General features: G+C 29.6%; 29 protein-coding genes, 2 tRNA genes and 1 other RNA gene. 21 read left to right on the top strand and 11 right to left on the bottom strand.

Annotated elements, in window-relative coordinates; all coding sequences use genetic code 11:
* Positions 1-4 precede the first annotated feature (4 nt).
* Positions 5-433: a hypothetical protein gene (locus K354_RS0108950; RefSeq protein ID WP_024955162.1), complete on the top strand. Its 429-nt coding sequence runs from the start codon at positions 5-7 to the stop codon at positions 431-433.
* Between the two features lie 29 nt (positions 434-462).
* Here K354_RS0108950 and K354_RS0108945 read toward each other — a convergent pair whose 3' ends face one another.
* Positions 463-1,482, bottom strand: coding sequence for a bifunctional 3,4-dihydroxy-2-butanone 4-phosphate synthase/GTP cyclohydrolase II (locus tag K354_RS0108945; protein WP_024955161.1), 1,020 nt, complete (start codon positions 1,480-1,482; stop codon positions 463-465).
* Positions 1,483-1,595: 113 nt separating this feature from the next.
* Between K354_RS0108945 and K354_RS0108940 the strand changes: the two genes are divergently transcribed.
* The 4 genes from K354_RS0108940 to rnpB all read left to right on the top strand — a co-directional run bounded on the left by K354_RS0108940 (position 1,596) and on the right by rnpB (position 3,550).
* Positions 1,596-1,672 (top strand) — tRNA-Met (locus K354_RS0108940).
* A gap of 18 nt (positions 1,673-1,690) precedes the next feature.
* Positions 1,691-1,765 (top strand) — tRNA-Gln (locus tag K354_RS0108935).
* Positions 1,766-2,028: 263 nt separating this feature from the next.
* A complete protein-coding gene (gene truD / locus K354_RS0108930) occupies positions 2,029-3,114 on the top strand; it encodes a tRNA pseudouridine(13) synthase TruD (RefSeq protein WP_024955160.1) in 1,086 nt (361 codons plus the stop codon).
* Positions 3,115-3,135: 21 nt separating this feature from the next.
* Positions 3,136-3,550, top strand: an RNA gene (gene rnpB / locus K354_RS14720) — RNase P RNA component class A.
* Between the two features lie 19 nt (positions 3,551-3,569).
* Here rnpB and K354_RS0108925 read toward each other — a convergent pair.
* The 3 genes from K354_RS0108925 to K354_RS0108915 are packed head-to-tail and all read right to left on the bottom strand — an operon-like array spanning position 3,570 to position 5,795.
* Complete coding sequence (locus K354_RS0108925) at positions 3,570-4,163, bottom strand: pilus assembly FimT family protein (RefSeq protein WP_024955159.1); 594 nt, start codon at positions 4,161-4,163, stop codon at positions 3,570-3,572.
* 37 nt (positions 4,164-4,200) lie between these two features.
* Positions 4,201-4,923 (bottom strand): class I SAM-dependent methyltransferase, encoded by a 723-nt coding sequence (locus tag K354_RS0108920; protein ID WP_024955158.1) that lies wholly within the window; start codon positions 4,921-4,923, stop codon positions 4,201-4,203.
* A complete protein-coding gene (locus K354_RS0108915) occupies positions 4,920-5,795 on the bottom strand; it encodes a DMT family transporter (RefSeq protein ID WP_281169405.1) in 876 nt (291 codons plus the stop codon). Before K354_RS0108915 ends, K354_RS0108920 begins: the two co-directional genes overlap by 4 nt.
* 93 nt (positions 5,796-5,888) lie before the next feature.
* On the opposite strand from K354_RS0108915, the gene K354_RS14710 reads away from it, so the two are divergent.
* Both K354_RS14710 and K354_RS0108905 read left to right on the top strand, forming a co-directional pair.
* The gene (locus K354_RS14710) at positions 5,889-9,179 is read left to right on the top strand and encodes a cache domain-containing protein (protein WP_024955156.1); all 3,291 of its coding nucleotides are present in this window, start codon (positions 5,889-5,891) and stop codon (positions 9,177-9,179) included.
* Positions 9,163-9,507, top strand: coding sequence for a hypothetical protein (locus K354_RS0108905; RefSeq protein ID WP_024955155.1), 345 nt, complete (start codon positions 9,163-9,165; stop codon positions 9,505-9,507). The genes K354_RS14710 and K354_RS0108905 overlap by 17 nt, the downstream gene beginning before the upstream one ends.
* Here K354_RS0108905 and K354_RS0108900 read toward each other — a convergent pair.
* Both K354_RS0108900 and K354_RS0108895 read right to left on the bottom strand, forming a co-directional pair.
* Complete coding sequence (locus K354_RS0108900; RefSeq protein ID WP_024955154.1) at positions 9,500-9,886, bottom strand: YchJ family protein; 387 nt, start codon at positions 9,884-9,886, stop codon at positions 9,500-9,502. The two genes, K354_RS0108905 and K354_RS0108900, sit on opposite strands and share 8 nt — an antisense overlap.
* A gap of 2 nt (positions 9,887-9,888) precedes the next feature.
* Positions 9,889-10,908 (bottom strand): aldo/keto reductase, encoded by a 1,020-nt coding sequence (locus tag K354_RS0108895; protein ID WP_024955153.1) that lies wholly within the window; start codon positions 10,906-10,908, stop codon positions 9,889-9,891.
* A 64-nt stretch (positions 10,909-10,972) separates the two neighbouring features.
* On the opposite strand from K354_RS0108895, the gene K354_RS0108890 reads away from it, so the two are divergent.
* A complete protein-coding gene (locus K354_RS0108890) occupies positions 10,973-12,271 on the top strand; it encodes a GGDEF domain-containing response regulator (protein ID WP_024955152.1) in 1,299 nt (432 codons plus the stop codon).
* 40 nt (positions 12,272-12,311) lie between these two features.
* On the opposite strand, the gene K354_RS0108885 is transcribed toward K354_RS0108890, so the two are convergent.
* The 4 genes from K354_RS0108885 to K354_RS0108870 are packed head-to-tail and all read right to left on the bottom strand — an operon-like array spanning position 12,312 to position 15,315.
* Positions 12,312-12,533, bottom strand: a complete 222-nt coding sequence (locus K354_RS0108885) for a hypothetical protein (RefSeq protein WP_024955151.1) — start codon at positions 12,531-12,533, stop codon at positions 12,312-12,314.
* On the bottom strand, positions 12,517-12,897 hold the full coding sequence (gene fliS / locus K354_RS0108880) for a flagellar export chaperone FliS (RefSeq protein ID WP_024955150.1): 381 nt from the start codon (positions 12,895-12,897) through the stop codon (positions 12,517-12,519). Before fliS ends, K354_RS0108885 begins: the two co-directional genes overlap by 17 nt.
* Positions 12,898-12,906: 9 nt before the next feature.
* Positions 12,907-14,943 carry a flagellar filament capping protein FliD gene (fliD, locus tag K354_RS0108875; RefSeq protein WP_024955149.1) on the bottom strand — a complete coding sequence of 679 codons (2,037 nt, stop codon included), beginning with the start codon at positions 14,941-14,943 and terminating at the stop codon, positions 12,907-12,909.
* A 3-nt stretch (positions 14,944-14,946) separates the two neighbouring features.
* Positions 14,947-15,315, bottom strand: coding sequence for a flagellar protein FlaG (locus K354_RS0108870; protein ID WP_024955148.1), 369 nt, complete (start codon positions 15,313-15,315; stop codon positions 14,947-14,949).
* Between the two features lie 130 nt (positions 15,316-15,445).
* On the opposite strand from K354_RS0108870, the gene K354_RS0108865 reads away from it, so the two are divergent.
* From K354_RS0108865 to K354_RS0108825, 9 genes are all read left to right on the top strand, one after another.
* Positions 15,446-15,808, top strand: coding sequence for a hypothetical protein (locus tag K354_RS0108865; RefSeq protein WP_024955147.1), 363 nt, complete (start codon positions 15,446-15,448; stop codon positions 15,806-15,808).
* Positions 15,798-16,373 carry a 16S rRNA (guanine(966)-N(2))-methyltransferase RsmD gene (gene rsmD, locus K354_RS0108860; protein ID WP_024955146.1) on the top strand — a complete coding sequence of 192 codons (576 nt, stop codon included), beginning with the start codon at positions 15,798-15,800 and terminating at the stop codon, positions 16,371-16,373. The genes K354_RS0108865 and rsmD overlap by 11 nt, the downstream gene beginning before the upstream one ends.
* Positions 16,374-16,548: 175 nt before the next feature.
* Positions 16,549-17,610: a flagellar basal body P-ring protein FlgI gene (locus K354_RS0108855; RefSeq protein WP_024955145.1), complete on the top strand. Its 1,062-nt coding sequence runs from the start codon at positions 16,549-16,551 to the stop codon at positions 17,608-17,610.
* Positions 17,611-17,633: 23 nt separating this feature from the next.
* Positions 17,634-17,894 carry a rod-binding protein gene (locus tag K354_RS0108850; RefSeq protein ID WP_245600599.1) on the top strand — a complete coding sequence of 87 codons (261 nt, stop codon included), beginning with the start codon at positions 17,634-17,636 and terminating at the stop codon, positions 17,892-17,894.
* A 54-nt stretch (positions 17,895-17,948) separates the two neighbouring features.
* Positions 17,949-18,143 carry a flagellar biosynthesis anti-sigma factor FlgM gene (locus tag K354_RS0108845; protein ID WP_024955143.1) on the top strand — a complete coding sequence of 65 codons (195 nt, stop codon included), beginning with the start codon at positions 17,949-17,951 and terminating at the stop codon, positions 18,141-18,143.
* A 22-nt stretch (positions 18,144-18,165) separates the two neighbouring features.
* Positions 18,166-18,594, top strand: a complete 429-nt coding sequence (locus tag K354_RS0108840; RefSeq protein ID WP_024955142.1) for a hypothetical protein — start codon at positions 18,166-18,168, stop codon at positions 18,592-18,594.
* Positions 18,595-18,596: 2 nt separating this feature from the next.
* Positions 18,597-20,456 (top strand): flagellar hook-associated protein FlgK, encoded by a 1,860-nt coding sequence (gene flgK / locus K354_RS0108835; protein WP_024955141.1) that lies wholly within the window; start codon positions 18,597-18,599, stop codon positions 20,454-20,456.
* Positions 20,453-21,262 carry an ABC transporter permease gene (locus tag K354_RS0108830; protein WP_024955140.1) on the top strand — a complete coding sequence of 270 codons (810 nt, stop codon included), beginning with the start codon at positions 20,453-20,455 and terminating at the stop codon, positions 21,260-21,262. Before flgK ends, K354_RS0108830 begins: the two co-directional genes overlap by 4 nt.
* Positions 21,255-22,013 (top strand): TIGR02757 family protein, encoded by a 759-nt coding sequence (locus tag K354_RS0108825; protein WP_024955139.1) that lies wholly within the window; start codon positions 21,255-21,257, stop codon positions 22,011-22,013. Before K354_RS0108830 ends, K354_RS0108825 begins: the two co-directional genes overlap by 8 nt.
* A gap of 25 nt (positions 22,014-22,038) precedes the next feature.
* On the opposite strand, the gene K354_RS0108820 is transcribed toward K354_RS0108825, so the two are convergent.
* Complete coding sequence (locus K354_RS0108820; RefSeq protein WP_024955138.1) at positions 22,039-23,241, bottom strand: hypothetical protein; 1,203 nt, start codon at positions 23,239-23,241, stop codon at positions 22,039-22,041.
* 226 nt (positions 23,242-23,467) lie between these two features.
* Here K354_RS0108820 and K354_RS0108815 point away from each other — a divergent pair, with 226 nt between their 5' ends.
* From K354_RS0108815 to gatB, 4 genes are read left to right on the top strand one after another with little or no spacing between them, the layout of a single operon-like run.
* Positions 23,468-24,142: a F0F1 ATP synthase subunit A gene (locus K354_RS0108815; protein WP_024955137.1), complete on the top strand. Its 675-nt coding sequence runs from the start codon at positions 23,468-23,470 to the stop codon at positions 24,140-24,142.
* A 9-nt stretch (positions 24,143-24,151) separates the two neighbouring features.
* Positions 24,152-24,427, top strand: coding sequence for a hypothetical protein (locus K354_RS0108810; RefSeq protein WP_024955136.1), 276 nt, complete (start codon positions 24,152-24,154; stop codon positions 24,425-24,427).
* A complete protein-coding gene (locus K354_RS0108805) occupies positions 24,405-24,950 on the top strand; it encodes a thiamine phosphate synthase (RefSeq protein WP_024955135.1) in 546 nt (181 codons plus the stop codon). Before K354_RS0108810 ends, K354_RS0108805 begins: the two co-directional genes overlap by 23 nt.
* Before the next feature lie 15 nt (positions 24,951-24,965).
* Entirely contained in the window at positions 24,966-26,390 is a 1,425-nt protein-coding gene (gene gatB / locus K354_RS0108800) for an Asp-tRNA(Asn)/Glu-tRNA(Gln) amidotransferase subunit GatB (RefSeq protein WP_024955134.1), read from the top strand.
* Positions 26,391-26,392 lie beyond the last annotated feature (2 nt).

Below are 26,392 nucleotides of genomic sequence, written 5' to 3'. Positions count from 1 at the left end.
ATTAATGATAAAACCAAATCATATGGAAATAGAAAAAATATATAAAACAAAAGATATTATCCCAGCATTGAAGTATTATGGCAATAGCTTTGATAAAATCAAAACAAAGTATCCAGAACGTGCAAAAGCACTGATACTTGGATATAGAGTAAACCAATCAGGTTTAAATGAAGAGCAGATTCTTTCAGTAGTAGAAAATAAAATACAAGATAGAGAAATTACAGATTTACTTGGTTATAAAGAGATAAAAAGTATACGCTCTTGGAGTGTTTCATCTCAATTAAAACAAGAAGAAAAAGAGTTAGAAACATTAAGAGTTTGGTGCATGAAGTTAGGTGCAATATGTTTGCTAGGGAATCTAACTCAAAAAGATATTATTGAACTTGCAAAAAAACAAGAAGAGTTAGACTGTAGCGTACCAAAAGAGTTTTAAAATTAAAAAGCCTCTCAAGAGGCTTTTTATTATAATTCTTCAGCTATATCTAGACCAAATCCACTTAGCCCAACAAACTCTTTACCTTTTGATGTTGTTAAAAGTTGAATTTTTTCAACGCCTAATTTTTTAAGTATTTGAGCACCAATACCATACTCTTTTACTTCTCTTTTTGGAGAATTTTCATCATCTAAAAATATTAATACTCCGCCATGCTCTTTTAAATGTGAAATAGCTTTAATCATAGCATCAAATTTTTCATTATCAGAAAATAATTCAATATCAGGAATGATATTGTGAAATTTAACAGCAGATTCTTTTTTCACTTCGCCAAAAGTATATACGATATGATGATTGTCTTCATGATCAACCATATCTATACGTTTTGCTTCTGTACCTAAAAAGTTTGTATTTGCTGACGCAATTTCTCTTACTAAAGATTCATGCTGCATTCTATATTCAACAATATCTGAAATATATACTATATGAAGACCATGTTTTTCACAAAAGATATCTAAGTCATCACGTCTAGCCATTGTTCCATCTTCTTTCATGATTTCACAAATAACAGCAGAATCTGAAAGACCTGCTAAACGGCATAAGTCAATTGAACCTTCTGTATGACCTGTACGTACTAGTGCCCCACCTTTTTTGGCTATAAGAGGGAATATATGTCCGGGACGTGCTAGCTCATTTGCACTACTAGCACAATCTGCTAATATTTTTATTGTAATATCTCTTTCATGAGCTGAAATTCCTGTAGTACAAACTCTTGCATCTACTGAAACTGTAAAAGCTGTTTCTAATTGGCAGTCATTTTTCACTACCATAGGAGTTAGATTTAATCTCTTTGCAATATCATCAGACACAGATACACATATAAGACCTTTCGCTTCAGTTGCCATAAAATTTACTTTTTCTGGTGTTGAAAATGTAGCAGGATAAACCAAATCTCCTTCGTTTTCACGGTCTTCATCATCGACCATTACGACCATTTTACCTTGTTTTACATCTTCAATTGCTTGCTTAACTCTTTGTATAGCTGTCATGTTTTTCCTATCTTTGTATAAAATTTTAATTATTATACAAAAAAGCCCTTGACAAACAAATAAAAATCGACTATAATTTCACCTCACTTACACAGTGAAATACTTTTAAATGTCGCGGGATAGAGCAGTTTGGTAGCTCGTCGGGCTCATAACCCGAAGGTCGCTGGTTCAAATCCGGCTCCCGCAACCATTTTTTTAAACATCATGATGGGGATTCGCCAAGCGGTAAGGCACCACGTTTTGGTCGTGGCATTCATAGGTTCGAATCCTATATCCCCATCCACCATTTTTAACTTCCATAAATTTTATATAACTTGAAAACAACTTTTAATTAGTTTATAAAAGTACTTTAAAGATATCATCAATAATCTTAGCTTCTGCGTTAGATGTTTGATTTCTATTGATTGGATAGCTCATTTAAGGAAACTATTAAGCAGCTCAGATATAATGTCACTTATTGTATGAAGAAAGAGGGCTTTAGCTATATTAAGTTTTGGTAACTTTTTCAATAAATACACACTATCCTAGACTTAAAAGAGCAATACAATGAAACGATTATTTTTTTTAAACCATTCCCCTATTGACGTACTTTTTACAAAAACTGCTAATGATTTTGTAGTAAATGAAATACCTCTATATGAATTTAGTGGTGAAGGTGAACATCTCATCTTACATGTAAGAAAAAAAGACTTAACCACGTGGCAAATGGTACAACGTTTAAGTGAAGTCTGTGGAGCCAAAACAAGAGATTTTGGATATGCTGGACTCAAAGATAAAGACGGCATGACTACACAATATGTATCGGTTCATAAAAGTTTTGAAGCAAAACTTGAAAACTTTAAAGATGACAAGATAAAGATACTTTCAAAAACGTATCATAACAACAAAATAAGAGTAGGGCATCTAAAAGGCAATAGATTTTTTATAAGACTGAAGCGTGTCAATAAAGTAGATGGACAAAAACTCATAAATGCACTTAAAACTCTGAAAAAAGAGGGTTTCCCTAACTTTTTTGGTTATCAAAGATTTGGTAGAGATGGAGATAACTATATTTTAGGACGTGAAATCTTAGAAGGCAAAAGAAAAGAGCGTCAAAGAAAAATGAAGATGTTTTTTATCAGTGCATATCAAAGTTACCTTTTTAACGAATGGTTATCATCTCGTCTTGAAATAGGGCATATTTTAGAATCTTTCAATGATGAAGACGCAGCAAAAGCACTTGGTTTTTCTAAAGAACTAATAAAATCACTCAAAAAACAAAAAAAGTTTCTAAAAATGTTTGAAGGTGATGTTGCTCATCACTATCCAAATGGAAAACCTTTTATTGTTGAAGACTTGGAAACAGAAATAAAAAGATTTGAGGAAGAAGATACGACTATAACAGGATGGCTTCCAGGGCATAGAAGTATGCAAAGTGAAGGTTTTGTTCAAGAGATGGATACGAAGATATATGGCGAAGCTGAGCCATTTTTAAAGCAGATGGACGGTACTCGTAGATTCGGTTGGGCATTTTTGAAAGATGTTGAATACAAGTACATAGATGAAGAAAATTGGTTTGAGATGCATTTTTCTTTACCAAAAGGCTCTTATGCTACAGTGGTATTGGAAGAACTTACACACAATCTAAAATAATATGCTATAATCTCGACCTTAAAGGTACGGCAGGTGATTGCTTTGACATAAGTCGAAGAGGAAAGTCCGGGCTGCAATGAGACATGGTTCCGTCTAACGGACGGCTGGGGTAACCCAAGGGAAAGTGCAACAGAAAATAGACTACCATTGTGAAGTTACGAAGATAGGTAACTATCTTTGTGCTTTAGCGGTACAGCGCTTAGCGCAGATATAAAGAGCTTTGCTCTTGATGTCGTATTGAGATGGAAAAGGTGAAACGGCGGGGTAAGAGCCCACCAGTCTTTTGAGTAATCATAAGAGCTTTGTAAACCCAACCTGCAGCAAGAATGGATTGGTCAGTCTCATAATTCTACCATTCGCTAGAGTGTTATTGTAAAATAACAAGTAGATAAATAATCACCCACGACATAACTCGGCTTATCGCTGTGCCTTTAATTACTCTGAAAATAACTAACTTATTGAATTCTAACGTATCCAGTTTCAGGTTGTATTTCTATCGTAGCATCATTTACACCATCATTAAAAGTAAGGGTACAAGGAACTTGTAATATATTTACATATGCAGTTGCAGCAGCATTAGGATTAATTAAATATGGTCTCCCCATATTATCAAAAGATAGTGTTCTTCCACAAGTAGTAACTCTAAGGTTGGTTCCATATTCAGCAGTTAAATCTAATTCAGGTGTTCGAAGATTTACTGTACTATCACCAGTTAATCGCTTTGTAGGATCAATTATATTGTTTGCATAGTTTCCATTAGACCTAATCGAATAAATGTCATTTCCAGCATTAATAGGGTCAGGGACAAATTCTATATACCATCGTTGTTGAAACCATGTGCCAACTGCCGGATCAAATTTATTATCCATCATAGCCAAGTGTTGTGTATATCTAATATGGCTTATAATTTGGTCAGCAGCTTTTCTTGCATTATTATTGTTAAAACTTGGTGCTATCATAACTGATAAAATACCAACGATAACGATAACAAAAACGAGTTCAAGCATTGTAAATGCCATTTTTAGGTTACTTTGGATTGATGTTTTCATAAGAAGATTATACCATATTTTTGCATGATAACTCTTCTTACCATATAATCAAATTAAAATAACTTTCTGTAGTTTCTGTTATATTATCATTCTCATCACAGAGCTTTTTTAGGATTTCTTCTATTTTGTTTATATTTGGGACTATGCCTCTTATTTCTAGGTGCCATTGAAAGTTTTCTATAGATTTTTTGAGATCTCTTTTACTTATCTTCGTTTCTTCAAAAGGGATAAGATGATAAAATCTTTTATTTTTATCTAACCAGTTTTGTAATTTTTTTGAACCATTTGGTGCAGTATATATTTGTCCATGTGCTTTAAAAAGTAAATCAAGTATATTTGAATCACGTTTTCCTGCCCATCCTAGGTAGATTTTTGTAGTTGCACAATTGTCCATTTTGATAAAATCTTTTTCATCTCTTAAAGCTGGTGACATAGTGCATAGTGCATAGTCATAAGACTCTTTACATGTAAACTCATCCCAACTTACATGTAAAGTTTCTATATTTGTAAGATTAAGTGTTTTAGCATCTTGTTTTAAGACTTCAAGCATCTCCTTAGAAGAGTCAATAGCCTTTACATGTAGACACTGTTTTGCTGCTTGTAAAGTATATACTCCTGTGCCACATCCTATGTCTAAAAGAGTTTTGTTTGTAAGCTTTACATGTAAAGACTCTAGTGCTTTAAATATTTTTTTATCAAAGCTATTTTTATCTTCACTATAGCGGGAGTAGTTTTTTGCTTTTTTGTCCCATTGACTCATGCTTTTTCCTTTTTTGTAAAAAGAGATAAATATATACCAATACCTATAAAAATTGCGCCAATAATATGATAAAGATGGAGTTTTTCTCCTAAAAATAGATACGCTAAAAATGAGCCAAAAAGAGGCATGAGATGCGTAAACTGACCTGTTTTATTGGCTCCTATTTTATGGATACCTTGATGCCAAAAGTAATAAGAGACAAAAGAAGGAAAGATTGCTACATACAAGATAGGAGCATAATGCTTTTGAACTAAAACAATATCTTCACTTATAGAATAACCCATAAGCGTATAAGCAATCACTAACCAAAATAGTCCAATATATACAATAGTTGTAAAAAATTCAAAATCATTGAGATTTTTTGGCTTGAATTTTAATAATACAGAGTAAAAAGCCCAAGTTAGAGATGAAGATAAAACCCAAATATCACCATAGTTTAGTTCTAAATGAGTGAGTGTTGAAAGCTCCCCTCTTAAGATGAGAAATATCACCCCACATGTAGATAAAACTATGCCAGAAAATTGTATCAATTTGATTTTTATTTTCAAAATAAAATAGGACAATACTAAAATCAAAATAGGGACAAAAGAGTTGATTAGTAGAGCATTTGTAGCTGCTGTATAGTGAAGTCCTACATACAACAAAGTATTAAAACAGGTGATACCAAGGAGGGCTAAAGCACTTAAAATAAGAAAGTTTGATTTGAGAGTTTGTATAATCTTAGAAAAGTTTTTGACCAATATGGGAAAAACGAGAATTGCAACACCACTCCAGCGAAATAGAGCAAGCTGTATAGGATCTACATCTTCGTGAATAGCACGACCTATAATGAAGTTTCCAGACCAAAAAAGTACGCATAGTGTAAGAAGTATTGGAATTTTTATAATAAATCCTTTAAATTATTAAAAAAAACTTTGAGCAATTATAGTATAATAGAAACCAAATACTCATTAATAGGCATAATAATGAATAAAAAAGTAAATTTACTGAAGTATTTATCTGTTTCAACAGCTGGATTATTGGTACTTTTTTGTGTAGTTTTTATGCTAGTTAATATTGCTACTAATTATAACAAATTTCAAAAAAAATCAGAAATTTTAAAACAAGAATATATGCAAAGTAAAAAGGATAATTTAAAATCAGGTGTTGAACACTTTATAGAGTTGATAAAATATAATAAAAAAAAGATAGAAAAGCAAAAAAAAGAATTTTTAAAAAAACGTGTTTTAATAGCTTACAAAATAGCGGAGCAACTCTATAATCAATATAAAAATACCAAACCTCTAGAAGAAATTAAACAAATAACAATTGAAGCTTTAAGAACTATACGATATGAAAATAACGAATCATATTTCATAGCAGATTTAGATGGATATATAAGGCTTTCTGGAGATAGACCTAAGTATGAAGGTACCAATGTTTTAGAGTTTCAAAATTCTAAAGGTGTTTTTGTTACTAAAGAGGCAATATCTCTTGTTAAAAATAAATCAGAAGGTTACTATACTTATTTATGGGGAAGTAGAAAGAATCAAGAACAAAACAAAATAACGTACATAAAACTTTTTAAACAATTTGGATGGATTATTGGTGTAGGAGTTTATGAAAATAATATTAAAAAAGAGATACAAAAGTATATTTTATCAAATATAAAACAGATGGAATTTAATTATGACCATAGAAATTATATTTTTATTGCACAGTGGGATGGTTTAGGGTTATCTTATCCTGCAACTGGGAAAAATATGTATGATATTCAAGATGAAAATGGCATATATATCGTAAGAGAACTTATAAAAAATGCAAAAAATGGAGGGGGCTTTTTGGAGTATACAATGCCTTCTTTAGAAAATGAACAAAATTCATTAAAGCTTAGTTACACGCAGGGTATCCCTGAATGGGAGTGGTATGTTGGTGCTGGAGTGTATATAGATGATATTCATAAAGAGATAGTAAAACTGAAAGAAGATATGAAAAAAGAGCTTATTGAAACATCTATTGTTACTTTAGTAATTTCATTATTTATAATGATTTTATTTATGTGGATATATTCTAGATTAGGTAAAAAGATAAAAACAGATTTTGTTATATTTGTAGAGTTTCTAAACTCAGTTTTAAAATCAAATAAAAAGATTGATAGAAATAAATTGAAGATAGAAGAGTTTGACTTAATGGCAGAACATGCAAATTTTATGTTGGATAATAAAATAAAACTAGAAAAAAATTTAAAACTTTATAAGCATATTGTAAATACTTCTGGTGATTTTTTGTCTATGGTTGATAGAAATTATGTATATCTTGCTGTAAATGAAACATATTTGAAATTTTTTAGAAAAAATAGGGAAGATATTGAAAATAAAACAGCAAATAATTTATTTGGTGAAGAAATGTTTCAAAAAACAATAAAACCTTTGCATGATAGGGCATTGGTAGGAGAATCTTTTATTGAAGATGTTTGGTACAATAAAGATGGCAAAGATAGATGTTTGCAAACTAGTTTTTTCCCTTATTATCAAGCGCAGGAGAAACTACCTTTTGGATTTGTAATATCAGCCAAAGATATTACACAAATTAAAATAATCGAAGAAAAATTAAAACTTTGGGCAAAGGTATTTCAAAATACAAGTGAAGCTGTACTTATTTGTGATGCCCAAAAACATATTATTACTGTAAATACAGCATTTTCGCAAATAACTGGTTATAAGGAAGAAGATGTTGTAAATAAGCCAGTAAAAATTATGCAAAATGATACAGAAGGAGATTTTTTTAATGAAATTTTTGAAATAGTATCTAAAGAAAATTTTTGGAGTGGTGAAGTTGAAAATCTCAAAAAGACAGGAACATCCTATCCAGCACATTTAAATGTAAATGTAGTAAGAGATGAGAATAGTGTTATTACAAATTATATTATAGTTTTTAATGATATAACAAAGTCAAAAGATTCAGAAAAAATGCTTTCATTTTTAGCTCATCATGATGTTCTAACAAAACTCCCAAATAGAACCTTACTGATAGATAGAATTACACATGCAATCGAAAATTCTAGTAGATTAAAAAATAAAATAGCTATATGTTTTATAGATTTGGATAATTTTAAAAAGATAAATGACAGTTATGGACATAGTTACGGTGATGAGGTATTAATTCAAGTTGCGAGTAGGATTAAAAGTGCTATAAGAAAAGCTGATACTCTTTCTAGAATTGGTGGAGATGAATTTGTATTGTTATTAGAAAATATAAATGATAAAACAGAGATAAAAAATGCTATTTTTAAAATACAAACATTATTAAAAGATACTTTTATAGTAAATAAACAGAAGTTTTTTATCTCAGCGAGTATTGGTATTAGTTTGTATCCTGATGATGGTATGGACAAAGAAATGCTTATTAAAAATGCTGATATTGCTATGTATAGTGCAAAAGATGCTGGAAAAAATGCTTATAGATTTTTTACAAAAGATATGAGTTTAGCCTCTTACGAAACGGTTAATATTGAAAGTCAATTAAAAGATGCAATTATAAAAAAAGAATTTATTGTTTATTATCAACCGCAAATAAATTTAAAAACAAAAGAAGTAATAGGTTTAGAAGCACTTATAAGGTGGAATCATCCTCAATATGGAATTTTTGCTCCTAGTAAGTTTATAAAGTATGCAGAAGAGACAAGAATGATAATAGAGATAGGGGAGTTTGTTCTTTATCAAGCTTGTAGTGATGTCGTGAAACTGCAAAAAGAAAACAATTTTTTAGGCAGGGTTTCTATTAATGTTTCAGGTGTGCAAATAGAACATAGTGATTTTTTGACTACTTTAAATAAAGTTATAAAAATGACTAAAATAGATCCAAATACAATAGAATTAGAAGTAACAGAATCTACAATTATGAATGAACCAAATATGTGGATAAATCTTTTGTCTAGTATGCAAGAAAGTGGTGTAAAAATAGCAATTGATGATTTTGGAACGGGGTATTCGTCTTTGAGTTATCTTCAAAAACTGCCAATAGATAAACTGAAAATTGATATGTCATTTGTTAGAAATATTCCACAAGATGAGAATGCTTGTTCAATTGTAAATTCTATTATAAATTTATCAGATGGTATGAAAATGATAAGTATTGCTGAGGGTATTGAAACTAAAAAACAAGAAGATTTTTTAGAAAAAAATGGTTGTCATGAGGGACAAGGATATTTATATGGTAGGCCTATGCCTATTAAAGATTTATTAATATGGTTGGATACATTTGAACAAGAAAAGTAAAGTAGTTTTAAAAAACTCGGAAATATTTGGAAATTATAATTATTTAGAGCAGAGTTGGACAGTGCCTTCTTGGGTTGCTAAGAATGAAGATTTTATAGAAGTATTAAAAGATACAATTTCATATAATATTACAGACCAAGATTATAGACAGCCATCTTCTTTTGAAGAACTGTTTGCTTATCTTAGAGGAAAAAACTATGCAGTTTTTGATGAAAGATTTGTTGTTTGCCTCTCACAAGGAAGACTTAGTTATCTTACAAATGTTGGCTTTAGTAAAGTAAGTGCTACAGAAGATATATTTGACTTAAAAAATTGGAGAATTAGATAAATTCTCCGTTTACATAATACCATTTATTGTTTTCTTTTAAAAATTTACTTTTTTCAGTAAAAGAGATATCTTGTGAGTTTGAAAAAAGAGTTGCTTTAAACGTAACGTAGGCTTCATTTTCATTTTCTTCAAAGTGAATGATTTGAAGATTTTCAAATTTGGTTTGCTTAGAAAAGTTTTTAACAGCTTCTATATTTGTATCCCTTGTTGTACTGTGTGTGGTATTTATAATATATTTGTACTCATTGTAAACAAATGCAGAATATCTTGATTTCATCAAAAGTAAGGCACTTTGAGCTATTTTACCTTTGTGGTATGGATTACAACATTTTTTATATTTTTCACCACTACCACAAGGACATTTCGAATTAATGGTCATTTTTAGCCCATAGGGTATAAAATATCTTCATGAACAGCATCAAGCTTTCTCATGAGTTCATCACTAATTTTATATTCAAATGCAGCCAAAGTATCATCGAGTTGATCTGCATTACTTGCTCCAATAATAGTAGAAGCAATAAAATCAAAGTGCATACTCCATGCAGTAGCAAGTGTTGTTAAACTTACATCGTACTCTTTTGCTATTTTTAGGTACTCTTCAACAGAAGATAATGTTTTATCATTTACAAATCTTTTTGCTTGAGCTTGTATTCGAGGGTTTGGATTGTTTAAATACTTTGCAAACCTTGCATTTTCAGGATAAAATTTTTGGTTATATTTTCCTGTTAGCACACCACCTGCTAATGGAGAGTAGGGGAGTAATGATATATTTTCTTTTCTGCACACATTTGATAATTCGTCCATAAATCTTCTATTAAGCATTGAGAAATTGTTTTGAATAGATTGAAATCTTGTTAAATTTTTAAACTTTGATACTTCATTTGATTTTGTAAGACCATATGCACTATCATTAGAAGTTCCAATGTATCTAATTTTCCCTTGTTTTACAAATTCATCAAGAACATATAAACTCTCTTCAATAGGTACACTCATATCAGGCCAGTGAACTTGGTAAAGATCTATATAATCAGTTTTTAATCTTTTTAAAGTATTTTCTAGCGCTTTAGTAATGTGAAACCTATCAATTGCTGTAAGACCATGTCTAATAGGAGGAACAAACCAACCGTTTGCAGCACCTGCAACTTTAGAAGCGAGTATGATAGAGTCTCTAGGTTTAGTTTGCAACCATTCACCTATAATCTCTTCTGTAAGCCCTGCATATTCACCCGAAGGAGGTACTGGATAAAGCTCAGCTGTATCAAAAAAATTGATTCCCATATCATAAGCTTTATCCATAATTTTAAAAGATTCTTTTTTATCTGCAGACGTACCAAATGTCATAGTACCAAGGCAGATTGGGGTGACTCTTAATCCACTTTTTCCAATATATCTGTATTGCATCATTAAAACCTTTGTTAAATATTTACTATATTATAGTACAATTGTAATTAAGTAGGAGTGTATTATGCATGAAAAAATAGACAATGGAAAATTACTTGAGCTTTGCAATGTTTTACACATAAGTGATGATAGTTCAGAAGCTAAAGTCATGAATACATTTTTATCTTCACATGTAAAGAAAGCTTATACTGCTAATTGTTCAGAAGAAGGCATAAAATCTTTTTTTTGCTATAGACCTGATATTGTAATTTTAGATCTAAAAATATCAAATGAAATAAATATTGAAACTCTTAAAAAATTACGTGAAATTGATGAAAACAGTATAGTGATTTTAACTACAAGCACTCAACAAAGTGAATTTTTTATTACTGCAATTTCTCAAAATATAAATAGCTTTTTACTTAAACCTGTAGAAAAAGGCAGACTGTTAAATGTTTTATATGATTCTGCTGTTTTAATACACTCTAGATTTCAAAATAAATATTATGAAACGTATGAGCAAAAAATTATTGATAAACAATCAAATATGATTCTTATTTTAAATGAAGAATTTGATATAAAAAGAGCAAATGCTAAGTTTTTTGAAACTTTTGAGGTGGAGAGTATTGAAGAGTTTTCAAAAAGATATTCAAAAGAAGATATCATTCTAGATTGTAAAATATATCATGATTTTTTAAGTAAACTAGATACAAAAACTATTATTGATATAGTTGATCACCCTAAAAATAAATATGTTTCAACAATAATTGATTTACCAAATTATGATGTAAGAGCTTTTCTTATTAATGGTAGTAGAGAAAGAAATGATAGGGGTGATGTTGAATATATACTATCATTTGCAGATATAACAGCGTATGAAATAGAAAAAAGAAAAATTGAAAAGAGTAGCCATATTGACCCTCTTACAAAAATTCATAATAGATATATTTTTGAAGAGCTTTTTAAATATGAGTTAAATATGAAAAAAAGATATTCTCAGCCATCTTCACTAATCTTTTTTGATGTAGATGATTTTAAAAGTATTAATGATACATATGGGCATAATGTTGGAGATGAAGTTCTATCAGCTATTGCTATATTTTTTAAGAAAAAGATACGTGGAGTAGATTCATTTATTAGATGGGGAGGTGAAGAATTTATAATCCTTTTGCCATATACAAATAAAAAAGAAGCACTTGATTTGGCAGATAGAGTAAGAATAGAGCTTTCAGAAAAAACTTTTGAACATGATATAAAGATAACGTGTAGTTTTGGTGTAACTGAGATTGATGAAGAAGATACTTATTTGAGTTTTATTGAAAGAGCCGATAAAGCACAATATAAAGCTAAAAGTACAGGAAAGAATAGAGTCTTTTACATGTAAATTTTACATGCAAAAGATGGTAATATTGCTATTGTGAAGATTAATGACTATTTAAAAAAGCTTTAGTCCTTTTGATTTTATTCATTGTTTCAAGAGTTTTTTGTTTTTCAATTTGCACAATAGAGATGGCTTCTTCGATGAGTGCTTTAGCTTCTTTAGCTTCATCTATTTTTGTTATTATAGGAACTTCATTAATGAGTTTTTCTATAACATTTATATTATTGTCGATAATAGCTAGTTTTAAACTACTCAACCATTTCATTGACAGTTTCCTCATTCCATGCTTGTAATAGAATTTTTGTTACATTAATAACTTCATCTAATTTTGCTGTATTATTTGTAATGTTACATTCAGTTAATAGAGCTATTTGTTGTGTATAAAGACCACTTAAGTAGTGTGAAATATCTCCACTATCATAATTAAGTGAATTTATAAGTTCTGAGAATATAGCCGTTGTTCTATTTATCCAATATACTCTTTTTTCTATGTCATTAGCTTCAATTGATCTTTTTGCTTGTGAAGCAAATTTTAATATTCCTTCATAGAGCATTTTTATTAATTTTTCTGAAGATTCTATTGATACATTATTTTGTGAATATGCTGAGTACGCTAAATTTGATTTCATAATTTTTCCTTAATTATTACTAGAGTTTGATTGTTCAATCATCATTGAAAGTGATTGAAATTGATTATTTAATTTATTGATGATAGAATCATATGCAGCAAATCTTGTTGCCATAGTATCATATTTTTGGTCTAATGATTCTATTGTTTTTGTTTTTTCATCAATTAATGATTGATTTTGTGTGTGTAGTTGAGTATTATATAATTCAAGTATAGATTCGGTACCAGTTACATAACTTGCTAATAAAGAATTAAATTTTGTAAAATAGCCTTCTTTTGTTTCACTTTGTGAATAAACTGTTTTTTCGCTTAATCCAATATTTTCAAGTTTTGTTGCATCTCCAGAAACTGATATATCATAACCTGAAGATTCTATGAGATTTATGCCAAGACCATCACTATTTAGATTAGCTACTACACCTTCAATATTTGCATTGTTAATTGCTTCCTTAAGTGCTTGTGCTTGTTCCGATGCTGTACCAGTTAAACTAACTACTATATTTGTATCATTAATTACTAAATCACCATTTAAAATATCATTTGGAGTAGTTCCGTTAATAGCAAAACCTTCTATCTTAGTTTGAGAATAAGTTGTTGATCCTCTGAAAAAATCTTCTAAGTCAGTTGGATTTTCAGATATTTTTGCATCAAAGATACTTTTATCAAATTCTAAAATTCCAGATTCGTTTAAAGTAATACCAAAATCATTGAGACTTCTTGTTCTTGTATTTCCTATCTTGTCCCTTGAAAAATTAGGATCTTCTTCTTTTCCTTCTATTAATAACTGATCTATTTCTTCTTCAGTTCTTGGTACAATATCTGAAAGTAGAAGTTGTTTATTAATATCTGACTTTAATATTTTTATTTCATTAACATTTTGAAAATTACCTGCGGCACCACTATTTTCATCATATTTCGTAGATTCATTTAGATTACTTATAAGCTCATTATAACTGTTTACAAAAGCTTCTAGATTATCTGATATATCTGAAGTATTTTGTGTTATAGATACATTACTTAATCCAGTATTTTTATTAAGAGTTATAGTTGTTCCTTCTACCAAGTCATCTATAGTGTTACTATCTCTAGTAATATTAATTCCATTATATTTAAAAGAGGCATCGGTAGCATTTTGAATATGGTTTGTTTGTGCTGATGAAGTATTGTCCAGCCCAAAAATTATATCAGAACCATCTAGTGATGAGATTGACATATTTGTATCAGTTGATTCAAATACAAGAACACCATTTTCTATTTTTGAAGTTAGAACATTACCTAAATTTGCATCAATTTTGGATTGGATTTCTGTAATACTATCTCCTGTACTAACACTTATATCATAATCTGTACCATTAATGTTAAAAGTGAGAGTATCTCCAGCACCTGTATATGAACCAGTTGGAGTACTAGCTGTATATTCATAGTTTGTTAAACCCAAATTGAATAAACTATCTCCAGTAGACGTCATTGTTATAGCATTATTTTCACCAGTGTCGGTTGATTGTATTATTAGTTTATAGGGTTCATCTCCACCTACATTTAATATTGAAGCGCTAATTTTTCCATCAGTTGCATCAGTAATTTTATCTTTTAATTCAGTAATTGAAGTAGTAGAATCAACATCAATATCATAATCTTGCCCATCGATACTTAATCGTATTGTATCATTACCAGAAGCAAATGTTGTATTTTTATTAGCAAAAGATTTACTTTGATAAACATCTTTTAATGCAAGATTTTGTATATCTATATTAAAATTTTGTATGTTAGTTCCTGCTTCTACTGTTACAGAAATTGCATCATCAGATACTAAAGCACTTCTTTGTAAATAACTTAGTTCATCTGAAAGAGAACTAGTTGATGCTTTGAAAGTAGAAGTCAAAGTACTTATTATAGACAAATCTGATTGTTTTGTTGTATTTGTCTCAATCTTAGCTTCAAGTGGTTTTACTTGATTACTCTCATCAACTTCTCTAAGTTGATCAATAATATCATAGCTTAGTACACCATCACTACCAAGTCCTAAAGATGTCATTGTAGATGCCATTATTTATCCTTTTTTATCAAAGATAGTTCCTATGATTTCTTGCATTTTTTCAGATAGGAGCATAGCTTCTTCTGTCGGAATTTTTCTAATCATTTTTCCACTACTTCTTTCCATAACATTAACGAACATGGTATTGATTTTATCATTAAAACCAAATTTAACATTGGTATCTAATGCTTCCATATTATCGTTTAATTTTTTGACCGTTGCCGTTAACTCTTCTGAAATATCTTGTTTCTCTTGAGTATTCTCTCTAGCACTTTTTGCCATTTGATGAGAATTTTCAACTTGTCTAACTTGCGTTGGAGCTTCAGCTTTTGGTGTAGCAACTGCTGATTCAACTTGTTTACTCGTTGTACTAAAAATATCCATTTTGTCCTCCTTGACAATTTATTATGTACTTTTATAAACTATACATCGACTAAATTTTTTTTTTTTTTAATTTTATATGGTTATTATTAGAATTAGTATAATATTAGGAAAAATTATTGGGAGTAGGTTTGTGAAAATTGCTTTGGCATGTCAATCAGTCTTATTGGAAAAATCTTTAGAAATATTTTTAAAAAACTATTTAAGTCCTTATAAGCAATGTGATTTTGTTATAAGTGATAGCCATATAGAAATAGATAAGCCACTATTTTTTATTTCTTCCGATGATTCAGATTTAAATATTCCTTTTTCTAAAAGTTCTTTAATTATGGCTATAGAAAAATTTTATAGCACTATGAATGAACAAAATATAGAAAAAAATGTAAATATGGTAAAGAAAATAGATATAAATGAATTAGAAGAAAAAATAACTAAATTAACAAATAATTTTAGAGATGATTTAGTAAATATTATAAAAGATTATTATGAAGAGTAAAGAGTTAACAAAAAAAATAGTAGCAGGAAAATATAAAAATTTAAATATTAAACTTCCTTCCTCTGATAGTACTAGAAGTACAAAATCAATTATGAAAGAGTCTTTATTTAACACTCTTCAGTTTGATATAGTTGGAGAAAATTTTGTAGAAGTTTTTGGTGGTAGTGGTTCGATAGGATTAGAAGCACTGAGTCGTGGTGCTTCACATGCTTACTTTTTTGAAAAAGATAAAAATGCCTATAAAATACTAAGAGAAAATTGTTTTAATATTGCAAAAAATGATACTACATGTATAAATGGAAATAGTTTTGAAGAGTTTCCAAAATTTATTAAAACATTAAAAAAACCTGCTTTTTTTTATTTTGACCCTCCTTTTTCTATTAGAGAAGGTATGGAAAACATATATGAAAAAACATTAGAAATCATATCTATGATTCCAAAGGAATTATCTCTACTTATAATAGTCGAACATATGAGCTCACAAAAAATGCCTGAAAGCATCTCTACTTATACTCTCAAAAAAACCAAAAAATTTGGAAAAAGCTCTCTATCATACTACGTTTAAATCTTTACATGTAAAAATGGATTAATTTCCATTTTCTTTCTTTATAAGAATTAAAATGCGACCAAAGGTTGTGCTTCAGTGATATGAATTTTACTTGGACTTTGTTCAAGTAAAAGAAGACAGTAAAGTGGAACACCAATTGCTTTAACATATACAAATATGTCAAAGGAAGATTATGAGAATTGTAAGTGCTTTCATCTTACTACTATTAACTATCACATCTTTAAATGCTGAAAAAATTAGAGAGATTGCTAATATTATAGGCGTTAGAGAAAATCAAGTTATTGGATATGGTTTGGTTGTTGGACTTAATGGAACAGGGGATGGTTCTTCTTCAGAGTTTACAATCAGATCTCTTTCTAACCTTCTTCAAACAGTAAATGTAAAAATTGACCCAGCAGATATCAAATCAAAAAATGTTGCAGCAGTTATGGTAACAGCAGCTCTTCCAGCTTTTGCTAGACAAGGAGATCGACTAGATGTTACTATTTCTTCAATAGGTGATTCAAAATCTCTTGAAGGTGGTACTCTTTTAATGACAGCATTAAAAGGTGTTGATGGAAATATATATGCACTTTCTCAAGGATCAGTCACAATAGGTGGTCGAAATGGAAAAGGTGGTGGCGTAGCAAATCATACAACAGCAGGAACTATTTTTAATGGCGGAATAATTGAAAAAGAAATTGTTTATGATATTTATAATCAAAACTTTGCAAATCTTAGCTTAAAAGACTCTAATTTTAAAACTGCTGTTTCAGTTCAAAATGGTTTAAATGACTTTTTTCAAGAAGACATAGCAGTTGCAATTGATCCAAGAACTATAAGACTTATGAAGCCTGCTAGTGTATCAATGGTTGAGTTTCTAGCTAAAACTTTAGAGGTAAATGTTCAATATCAAAAAGAAGAAAAGATAGTTATTGATGAAAGAACAGGTACTATAATTTCTGGTATTAATATAGCAGTTGATCCAATCATAATTACACATGGAGATATCACAATAAAAATTTCACCTAAGAAAAAAATTGTGGAAGAAGAACTTACAGATGGTTTAAATATGAAAGATGGAGTTCATATAGGGGTAAATGAAAATTTATTAAACATGGAAAACGACAAAATAACAGTAGCAAATATTACAAGAGCTCTTCATAAATTAGGGGCAAAACCTAAAGATATTATTTCTATTATAGAAAATATAAAAAGAGCTGGTGCAATTAGAGCTAAATTGGAGGTAATCTAATGATTGATAATTCAATGGCACTTATGCATACAACATATAGTCCGCAAAATATAAAAGTAGAAAATAGTAGTGATGCTCAATTGAAAGAGCAAACAGATAAATTTGAAGCTTTTTTTATTAAAAAGGTTTTAGATATTTCACTAAAAAATGATAATAAACTTTTTGAAAAAGATGCTGGTGATAAGATATATAACTCAATGTATAACGATGCTATGAGTAATTCTTTAACAGGTAAATTTGGATTTAGTGAAATGTTATTTGGATTTTTAAAAGAGGGGCGTTAAGGTTTATTGTTTTTGACCGATATAAGAGTATAAGTTATATATGAAAGGTCAAAAATGATTTCAAAAGTTGCAGCTGGATCATCAGCTTATTTGCAACAGGTTAACTCTAATAATAAAAAAGAGTCTACTCCTGTTGACAAACCAAAAGAGATGGATAAAGTCGAATCTATAAAAGAGCAGATACAAAGTGGTGAATATAAAGTTGATTCACGAAAGACTGCGGAGGCCATAGCCGAAGATTTGATTTAGTCCATGAAATAAGGACAGAATCATGTTATCACATTATCTTAAAAGTTCAGTAGAAGATATTGACAATTTAATAGAATTAACTAGTAAAGACATTTTGGATATAAAAGAGGCTAGACATGAAGTCATCTTTGATAGAACAAAGATAAAAAATGATTTGATTAAATCGTTTGAAAATAAAAAAGCTCTTTTAGATAATGAATTAATTAAGTTAGTAAGAGATAACCCAAATAAATCTTTAGAAGATATTTTGGACGATACTCAAAAGAAAATGCTCGATGCTATGAAAAATAAACTTTCTATTTTAAAAACTAAAAATAAAGAATATGCTAGATTTGTTGTGACAGTAAGCGAATTTTACAATACACTTCTTGATAGAGTTTTTCCTAGAGTTCGAGAAGGTTATAAAAACTATAATCATAAACCAGCTTCATTTTTACAAGTGAGGGCTTAATTATGAGTTTATTTAGTACATTAGGGACGGGGGTCTCTGGATTAAAAGCTTCTGAATTAGCAATGTCAACAACAGGGCATAATATAGCAAATGCAGATAATGCATACTATACAAGGCAACGTGTAGTAACTCAAGCAAGTGAACCATTACACACTGATCCAGGAGACATAGGAACTGGAGTTAGTGTTACTACTATTGTTAGAATTCATGATGAATTTGTATATACAAGATTAAGAGAGAGTTCAGGGGATCTTTCTTATGACTCTTATAACAAAAAAACACTTGAAGAAGTATCAAAATATTTTCCTGATTTAAATGATAGTGGTGTAGGAGTTGATATACAAAACTATTTTGCTTCATGGAACGACTTAGCATCTAATCCAGATGATGCTGCACAAAAAATAGCATTAGTTCAAAATTCAGAAACTCTTGCTAGTAATCTACAAAATTCAAGAAATAATATTAGAAAGTTACAAGATTCTGTTAATGAAGAATTGATAACAAATGTCAATGAACTGAATCGTATAGGTGAACAAATCGTAGAGTTAAATAAAGCAATAAGTAGTGTTGAAGTAATAGAGCCTAATAGAGCAAATGATTTAAGAGATCAAAGAGATCAGCTTGAGTTGACTCTTTCTAAACTTGTAGACATATCTGTTTTTAAAGGTAATGTAGAATCAGATAATGTTATAGATCCTAACCTTACTGATCAAGGAAGAGATTATAATTTAAATATATCAGGACACTCTTTTGTTGATGGTATGACTTTTCATCCTATTGAAATCAATAATGAAAAAAATGGAAGTAGTTATTATTCAATCTATTCAAAAAGCCAAGATGGATCTACTGTTGAAATCACTAATAAGCTAGCAGGTGGTAAAATTGGTGCAATGCTTGATTTAAGAGGAAGAAGTATAGTTCCTGGTTCTAATAATGGTTATCCAGAAGATGGAACTTTACAAGGTTATATTGATAATTTAGATTCATTTGCAAAAACTCTTATAGAAGAAACAAATAACGTATATGCACAAAGTGCACAAGAAGATATGGTATCACTATCGAATTCAGGGTTAGAAGAAAATATTTCTTTAGAAAGTTATAATAAAAGTATAAAAGATGGAACTTTTGATGTTATTGTTTATGATAAACAAGGGAATGAAGTTGCAAGGAAAGCTGTAAATATTAATACGTTAACAACTATGGATGATGGTACAGCAAATAGTATTGTAGGGCAATTTAATACATCAACTGATGATAATGGAGATAATAATGCATTAAATGATGTTGATGATTATTTTACTGCTTATTATATGTATGATGATGATACAAATAAAGGTAAACTAAGTTTTTCATCTAAAGATAGCTTATCTGGATATACTATTGCTGTAGATGATCATGGAACAAATTTTGCGGGAGCTATAGGATTAAGTTCATTTTTTAAAGGAGAAAGTGCAGCTGATATTAGCGTTACCACTGAATATGTAAAAGATCCAACAAAAATGAATGCATATGGAGCACCAGTAGATGGAAATAATGATGTAGCAAATAATATGATTCAAATACAATATGAAAAATTAGAGTTTAGTATGGGTAATAACTCTAATATTTCAGAAACTATAGAAGGTTTTTATCGATATGTTACAACAGAAATTGCAACAGATGGACAAACAGCAGGAAGGCTTTATGAAACAAGTTCTGCTCTTTTTAATACAGTTAATGCCGAATTTCAATCTATAAGTGGTGTGAATGTGGATGAGGAGTTATCTGCTTTAATTAAGTTTCAAGCTTCTTATGGAGCTAATGCAAAAGTGATAACTACAGTAGATCAAATGTTAGATACTCTTTTAGGCTTAAAGCAATAGTGAAGTTTCCTCTTTATAGTACATTATCAATTTGTTTTATATTACTAGTATGCTTTTTTGCAGGATATGTATATTCTGGAAATGCTTATGAGTTAAATCCAGAAGCAATACTTTTAGCACCATCTTTTGAATTTCCATTGGGTACAGATAGACTTGGAAGAGATTTATTAGCTAGAATAATTGAAGGTGGTAAAATTTCTTTAAAGATAGGATTAATTAGCTCTATAATAACAAGTTTATTAGGTCTTATTATAGGAGTTAGTGCAGGATTTTTTAAAGGTAAAACAGATAAAACAATTATAGTTTTGATAGATCTTTTTCTTACTTTCCCAACTTTTTTCTTACTCTTGGCACTTATAAGTTATGTTAATGCATCTGTTTGGGTGATTATTGTTGTTATATCAATAACAGGATGGATGAGTATGGCTAGGATGATAAGAAGTGAAAGTTTTGCTATATCTAATGCACCATTTATTAAAATATTGACAATTGGTAAAGTCAATAGTTTAAAGATAATACTTAAGTATTTTACTCCAATGTTAGCACCTATATTTTTTATTAGTTTTACTTTTGGTATTAGTGGAGCAATACTTGCTGAAAGTGGTCTAAGTTTTTTAGGAATCGGTATAAATCCTCCTCAAATTAGTTGGGGTACAATTTTAAGTGAAGGAAAAGAAGTTATTGACATTGCTTGGTGGTTAAGTTTCTTTCCTGGACTTATGATATTTATTGTGACATACTCTTTAATAAATATATCTGATTACTTACAAACAAAAACAGACTCCAAAGAGTCTCAAAGTGAATAAAGTTTATGAATTATTAGAAAAAGAGATAATTAAAAGAAATTCACATTTTGAGTTAAATGAAGATAAACCCGATCCTCTTTTAATAGCTTCGATATATAAAGATGAATATATTTCATTGATATGCGCACTTTTTGCCTATGGTAATGTACAATCAATAATGAAATTTTTAAAATCACTTGATTTTTCATTGCTCGAAAAAAACAATACTATCTTAGAAAAAAGTTTAGAAAAGAGTTATTATAGATTTCAGTCAAATCAAGATGTGATTGAGTTTTTTAAAACAATGAAATTATTAAAACAAAGTACATCTTTAGAATCACAATTTTACGAAGGATATAAAAAAAAATTTGATGTCATGGAAGGGTTATCTTTTATAATCTCTTACATGTACGACTTAAATTCTTACCGCTCTCGTGGATATGAATTTTTGATTGGAAAAATCCCTACATGTAAAAATAATTCTCCATATAAAAGGTGGCATATGTATCTTCGTTGGATGGTACGAAAAGACAATCTTGATTTGGGTCTTTGGACAAGTATAGATAAAAAAGATTTACTAATGCCTCTTGATACTCATACTTTTAATATTGGACAAAAATTAGGACTTATAAAAAGAAAGAGTTATGATTTTAAAGCTGTTTTAGAATTGACAGAAGCTCTGAGAAAATTTGATATAAATGACCCTGTAAAGTATGATTTTGCCCTTTATAGGATTGGTCAGGAAAAAATGTTAGAGAAGAATAAGGCTTGAATACTTAATTCAAGCCTTATTAGAATTATTTTTCTAAAATAATAATCTTACCTTGTACTTTTCTCATAACAGAAATACCAGGATAGCCTGTTCCATCATAAGGGTCTTTAAATTCAGTAAAATAACCTCGGTTAAATGGTTCATCTTTCATATGAAGAATAACCATACCAGGATAACCTTTGTATAAAGGGATACCTAAGCCATTTTTATAAAGAGTTGCAGATTTATTGGCTCCATAAGCTATTAATTCACCACCTTTATTTTTAGCAAATCTACTTGCAACTTTTTTAACATCACCTGAATCATTTGGATAATCACTTGAGTTCCATTTACGATCAGTATTTTTAATAACTTTTACCATCTCTTTTTTAATAGCTGCAACTTTATCAAGTTTGTCTTGAGGTATAGAACCGATTTTATCTTGATTAAAATATTTATTGCTTCCATTATGAAAAAGGTCATCTAGCGAGTCATAGTAAATATAGCCTTTAGATTTTAATAAATTTAAAGCATCCGTTTTTTTAGCAATAAAGTCATCAATGTTTGACCCAGCAATAAGACTTTTTAGGTTGTCTCTGTATATTTTAGCATTTTTAAACATATCTAAAACAAAACTCACTTTGATAGTAATCATTGAGCCTTGATATCCATAATCTGGATGATTTTTTATCAAAGTAGCAAAGTTTTTTCTAAAATCATTTTCATAAGCTAAAAAACCTGGTAAGTTTTTATCTACAAACTCAACTTTAGATAATGATGCATTATAGTTCTTTAACTCTTTTGTTTTACCAACATTAAGAAGAGTAAGAAGATCATCAAAACCACGTACGGCCTGTCCATACCTAGCCTTTTGATCTATTAGCTCATTTGCAGCAGCTGATTGCTGCGCTTTATTAGTTGAAAGCTGAATATATTGTTTTTCATAACCATTAAGTTTATCTTGCAAAGCAAGTCCATCAGGTGATGACATATAACCTTCAGATATCTTAGCAATATATTTTTTTGCTTGTTCAATTGTTCTTTCTACACTTTTATAATTTGTTTTTTGAAAGTAACCTGGAATCCTATTGATTTGCTTTTCTGCAAATTTTTTATATTTTATATCTTTTTTAAGCTGTTTCTCTGGTGAGAGTGGTTTTTTAGCTGCCTCAAGTGGCATACTAGATATAAAAAGGCCTAGACAGAGTGCTAACATAATTTTAGCAGTCAACTTTGGAATCATATACATGTTTTTCTCCTCAATGTAAAATCTCTGAATTCTACTCCAAATTAACTTAATAATAAATATGTTGAATAAATAGTATTCTAAATATATATTTGAGTTGTAAAAGATGATTTTATAATTAATCTTATTCTATATAAAATAGAAAATCGAATAAAAAGATTTTTTTTAATGAAGTATTAATGGATTTAAGGGTATACTCTCAAAAATTTATACAAGAAGGAAAAGTGTAATGAATGAAGTTTTTACATTTTTAGGGCTTATTAATCATTCTCATGGTTTTATTATCGGGGCACATATTGTATTGGTAGGTTTAATTATTTTATTTGTTGCTAAAAAAGCAACTACTTCTATGCAACTTGTACCAAGCGGCGCACAAAACATTATGGAAGCTTATTTAGAAGGTGTTATCTCTATTGGTAAAGATGTTATTGGTGAAGAGTTAGCTAGAAAATATCTTCCATTAGTAGCTACTGTTGGTTTATTGGTATTAGTTGGAAACTTAATAGGAATTATTCCAGGTTTTGAATCTCCTACTAGTAGTGTTAATATGACATTAGTTTTAGCATTGGTAGTATTCGTATATTATAATTACGAAGGAATTAGAGTGAATGGTGTAATAAAATATTTTGCTCATTTTATGGGACCAATGAAAATATTAGCTCCACTTATGTTTCCAATTGAAATAGTATCTCATCTTTCAAGAATAGTATCTTTATCATTTCGTTTATTTGGAAATATTAAAGGTGATGATATGTTTTTAGCAGTTATTTTAATGTTAGCTCCATGGATAGTTCCAATGGTACCATTTGGTCTATTGACTTTTATGGCATTTTTACAAGCATTTATTTTTATGATTTTAACATATGTATATCTTGCAAGTGCTGTGCAAATTAGTGATCATTAAGAGTTCACTATGTTGAAAAAACGTAGTACTTTTGAGCGACTTATAAGTCTTTTACAAGGAGCCTCATGGGCCCTTGTACTCATTGGTGCTATATCTTTCTTTTTTACTCTTTACCCTTTTGGTTTTTTTATTGCTATTGTTGGTGCTTTTTTAGGTTCTTTAGGAGGACTTTTTTTTGTCGTGATATTTGAAATAGCAAATCTTCAAATAGAAAAACTTGATGAAATCAAAAAACAGACTAAATTGTTAGAGAGATTAGTGGATGAAAAAATATCTCATAACTGACCCTGTTTACTATTCTTCAAATCCTCAAACTTTTTCAAAAAAACTTTCAAATATAATAAAAGAAAAAAATCCAGATTTTATTTGTTTAAGAGATAAAAATACAGATAGCTATGAAGAGCTTGCAATAAGTTTAAAAAATATAGTAAGAGATAAGATAAAAACATTTTTACATACAGATTTTAAACTTGCAAAAAAACTTGATTTTTATGGTATTCATTTACCCTCAAATAGATTAGAAGATATTCAAAAAGCAAAAGATTTAGATTTAAAAGTTATCGTTTCTACACACACTTTAGAAGAAGCAAAAAAAGCAGAAAGATTAGGTGCAGATTTTATTACCTATTCTCCTATATTTTTTACTCCAAATAAAGGTGAGCCTAAGGGTTTAGAGAAGTTAAAAGAAATAAATGATAAAATAAATATAAATTGTTTCGCTCTTGGCGGAATTTGTGAAGATGAACAAGTTCAACTCTGTAAAAAAACAGGTGTTTATGGATTTGCTTCAATACGTTATTTTGTATAAAAAGGTTATATTAATATGTTCGAAGTTGTTATAGGATTAGAAGTACACGCTCAACTCAATACAAAAACAAAAATATTTTGTTCTTGCCCAACTAGTTTTGGTGATGCGCCAAATACAAATGTTTGTACAGTGTGTTTAGGGTTACCTGGTGCTTTACCAGTCTTAAATATAGAAACAGTAAAAAAATCTATAGCATTTGGAACAGCTATTGGTGCAACGGTACATAAAAAATCAATTTTTAATAGAAAAAACTATTTCTATCCAGATCTTCCAAAAGGGTATCAAATTAGTCAATTTGAAATTCCTATTGTTGAAGGTGGAGAAGTTATTATTGATTTTGAGGATGGAACACAAAAAACTATCGGTGTTACACGTGCTCACCTTGAAGAAGATGCGGGAAAGAACAATCATCATGGCTCAGTTAGTCATGTTGATTTAAATCGTGCAGGCACACCTTTACTTGAAATTGTAAGTGAACCTGATATGAGAAGTGCAGATGAAGCAATAAGATACCTTAAAAAACTTCATTCTATTGTAAGGTATTTAGATATAAGTGATGCAAATATGCAAGAAGGTAGCTTTAGATGTGATGTAAATATATCAATCCGTCCTAAGGGCGAGGATAAACTTTATACAAGAGCAGAGATTAAAAATCTTAACTCTTTTAAATTTATTCAAAAAGCTATTGAGTATGAAGTACAAAGACAGTGTGAAGCTTGGGAAGATGGAAGATATGATGAAGAAGTTGTACAAGAGACAAGACTTTTTGATGTCGATAAAGGTGTCACAAAATCCATGAGAGGAAAAGAGGATAGTGCAGAGTATCGCTATTTCCCAGATCCTGATTTACTTCCTGTTGTAATTCCTGATGAGATGATGGAAGAGTGTATAAAAATCCCAGAACTTCCTGATGAAAAGAAAAATAGATTTGTAAATGAATATGGAATAAAAGAATATGATGCCACTGTTATAACAGGTTTAGTTGAAATGGCTCATTTCTTTGAAAATATGATAAAAGAGGGTGCTGATGCTAAGATGAGTGTTACTTGGCTTACAGTAGAACTTCTAGGACGCTTTAGTGGAGGTATGTCAGCAGTTACATCTCCTGTAAATGCACAAAAACTTGGAACTTTAGTGAAAAGAATTAAAGATGGTACTATAAGTGGTAAAGCTGCTAAAGAAGTACTTGATTTTCTGATGGAAAATGATGTAAGTGTTGATGCAACGATAGAAAAACTTGGACTTAAACAAGTAAGTGATGATGGAGCAATTTTAGAAATGATTGATGCTATTATTGCTGCTAATACTGATAAAGTAGAACAATACAAAAGTGGAAAAGATAAATTATTTGGCTTTTTTGTAGGTCAAACTATGAAAGCAAGTAAAGGTACAGCAAACCCAGGAAAAGTAAATGAACTTTTAAAACAAAGATTGGGTTAAAA

Origin of the sequence: Sulfurospirillum arcachonense DSM 9755 (assembly GCF_000597725.1) — a bacterium.
GTDB lineage: Bacteria > Campylobacterota > Campylobacteria > Campylobacterales > Sulfurospirillaceae > Sulfurospirillum_A > Sulfurospirillum_A arcachonense.
Note: the sequence above shows the minus strand (reverse complement) of the source record. Positions and strands in the feature narration are given on the sequence as shown.